Source organism: Methylobacterium sp. (assembly GCF_028290105.1).
Classification (GTDB): domain Bacteria; phylum Pseudomonadota; class Alphaproteobacteria; order Rhizobiales; family Beijerinckiaceae; genus Methylobacterium.
Genome location: NZ_JAQGKL010000267.1, coordinates 1 through 2,660, shown reverse-complemented (window position 1 = coordinate 2,660; position 2,660 = coordinate 1). Strand labels below are relative to the sequence as shown.

General features: G+C 66.3%; 2 protein-coding genes and 1 pseudogene. 1 reads left to right on the top strand and 2 read right to left on the bottom strand.

Going from position 1 to position 2,660, the window contains the following annotated elements:
- Positions 1–320: pseudogene (locus JWQ05_RS18685) on the bottom strand (NAD(P)-dependent oxidoreductase); the annotation flags it as partial.
- A 332-nt stretch (positions 321–652) separates the two neighbouring features.
- On the opposite strand from JWQ05_RS18685, the gene JWQ05_RS18680 reads away from it, so the two are divergent.
- A complete protein-coding gene (locus JWQ05_RS18680) occupies positions 653–1,528 on the top strand; it encodes a DUF6551 family protein (RefSeq protein WP_299661725.1) in 876 nt (291 codons plus the stop codon).
- Between the two features lie 68 nt (positions 1,529–1,596).
- Here the strand turns inward: JWQ05_RS18680 and JWQ05_RS18675 are convergent.
- On the bottom strand, positions 1,597–2,660 hold a 1,064-nt coding region (locus JWQ05_RS18675), incomplete at its 5' end, for an HlyD family type I secretion periplasmic adaptor subunit (protein WP_299661722.1).

Genomic DNA, 2,660 nt, shown 5'->3' with positions numbered 1-2,660 from the left:
TAGCCCTCGTCGGGCCTACCCGCCGAATTGGGGTAGACGTCGACGGTCGAGATCAGGATGAAGCGATCGGTCCGCACGCGTTTCAGGTGCGCGAGCAGGGCGGAGATCTGTGCCCAGTCCGCGGCCGGATCTTTGTTAGCGATCCATTTGACCGCCGGTACGGCGCTGCAGACGACGGCTTCGTAGGGCCGCTGACCGATCGTGCTCACGTTCTTGGAATTGAACAGACACTTGTACCGCAAGATCCGCGAGGGATGTGCGAGGAGATTCGAGCCGACGAATCCGGTATTGCCCACCATTGCAGCCGCTGCTGGAGTCATTGCCGGAATCCTCTGCGGCGCGGGTACAGTTTCGATCTGTCCCGATATTAGATGCGCAGTCAATGATACGACGTCTGCCGTGCATCGAAGCAAAGCGGCACGCACGCGAAGCGACGGTTATTGATTTCTACCCAGAGCATTCGCCTTCGGCCGCGCCTGCCGCGCGCGCCGCACGTTATCGAAAACAGATCGCCAACACGGTACAGATAAACCGGCCGACTTGCGAACGAACATCGTTCTGAATCATAAGCCAGCTCTTCGATCGACTTATCCTGGTGCGCGAGACCACCATGCATCACGCATATTTAGGGATTGGTGACATCGTCAGGTGCATGAATCTTCCCCAGGAGGTTCGGGGCGCGCGCGCCGGCGCGGCGCCGATGCTGCAATGGCTTAAGATCGCCGATCTCGTGGTCGATCCAAGCTACCAGCGTCCGATCTGCGGCCGCGGCCGCAGCAACGTCGATCGCATCGCCCGCGAGTTCAACTGGCGCTACTTTGCCCCCGTGGTCGTCTCGCCGGTCGAGGGCGGCAAGTTCGCCATCATCGACGGACAGCACCGCACCACTGCGGCCGCCCTCGTCGGCTTCGATACCGTGCCCTGTCAGGTCGTCATCGCGGGCCACGAGGAGCAGGCCGCCGCCTTCAAGGCCATCAACGGCGACACCACCCCGATGTCCCGCATGGCCCTGCACGCCGCCGGCGTCGTCGCCAACGAACCGAGCGCGGTCGAGATCGCCAATGTCTGCGCCTGCGCCGAGGTCGAGCTGCTGCGCTACCCCGTGCCCGTCGACAAGCAGAAGGCCGGCCAGACCATGGCCGTGGGGGCGATCGCCCGCTGCCACCAGCATTACGGGGCCGATACGCTCATCACCGCGCTGCAATGCGTCACCCAGACCAACAACAACGAACCGGGTATGCTCTCGGCCCGGATGATCAAGGCCCTCTGCGAAGTCCTGAAGAACCGGCCCGAATGGCGGGAATCGGGAACGGTCCTCTTCGATGCCTTCGACGCTATCGAGCTGTCCTCGCTGCAGGAAACCGCCGCGTCGGAAGCCGCCTGCCGGCGCCTGGGGAAAGTCCAGGTCTTGGTCGAGCGCATCTCGCGGGAACTCGTCAACAGCCCGCAATTCGCCCGGCCGGCGGTCACCCTGTCGGCCATCCCCGGGCTCGGCGATCATCGGCCCTCCATCGCTGCAGCGCTCTGACGCGTTCCCGGCCGACGAAGCCTTCGGGCGCTTCCCCGCCTCAGCCCGCGCCGATCGGTCGACCGGCGTCAACGCTCGTGCCCGGCCGTGGAGGTGGTCTCCCGGATCGGTGACAGGATGTAGTCGATGGCCCGGCGCGTGCCGGTCTGGATCTCCACCTGCACCGTCATGCCGGGTGTCAGGGCGACCGGTTTGCCAGAGGCCACGATGTTGTTCTTCTGGACCTCGACGGTCACCGGGAAAACGAGGTTCTGGGTTCGCGGCGTGCCGTTGACTGCGGACACGCCCTGGCTTCGAACCACCGAGAGGGTGTCCGTCGCCCCGCTCGCGTCCCGCTCGTCGACCGCGTCCCGCGAGACCCGGACGACCTTCCCCTCGGCGGTCCCGTAGCGGGTGAACGGAAACGAATCGACCTTCACCGTCACGGTCTGACCGGGCGCCACGAAGCCGATATCCGTGTTGAGAACGAGGGCTTCGACCTCGAAGGGGCCCTCGCTCGGCACCAGAACGAGCAGGGGCTGGCTCGCCGTCACCACCTGGCCGACGGTGGTGACGGCGAGTTGCTGCACCGTCCCGTCGATGGGCGCACGCAACTCCATGCGCTCGCGCCGGAGCCGCGCCTTGACCACGTCCTGGCGTAGGCTGTCTGCCTTAAGGGCGATCTCGGTGAGGGATTGCGCCTGCTTGGCGATGGTCTCGCTGGTAAATTGCTCGATGCGGCGCTGCAGGGACACGACGCCGGCTTTCGCCTCGGCCTGCTGCCCCTGGTCGTAGGCGAGGTCGGCCGCGACCTGCTCGACCTGCTGGAGGGCGTCGATGACCGCCGCGCGCGTCCCGGCCGAACGCGTGACGAGGGTCTCGCGCATGGCGGCGCGCTCGCGCAGCACGGCGAGCAGGCGCTCGCGGGCCGCGCTGCTCGCGGCCAGGCGCTGGTCGGTCGCTTCCTTCTCGGCGATCTGAGCCTCGAGGGCGAGGCGCGTCGCGTAGTATTGATTGAGGTCCGCCGCCATCGCCGCCGTCTCCCGGAGCCGAAGCGGAAGCGCGGTCGTCTCCGCGTAGGCCGGCTCGGCACTCTTCTGGTTGTCGCGAATTGCCTGGATCGTGCTGAGGCGCCGTGCCATCTGCGCGGTCA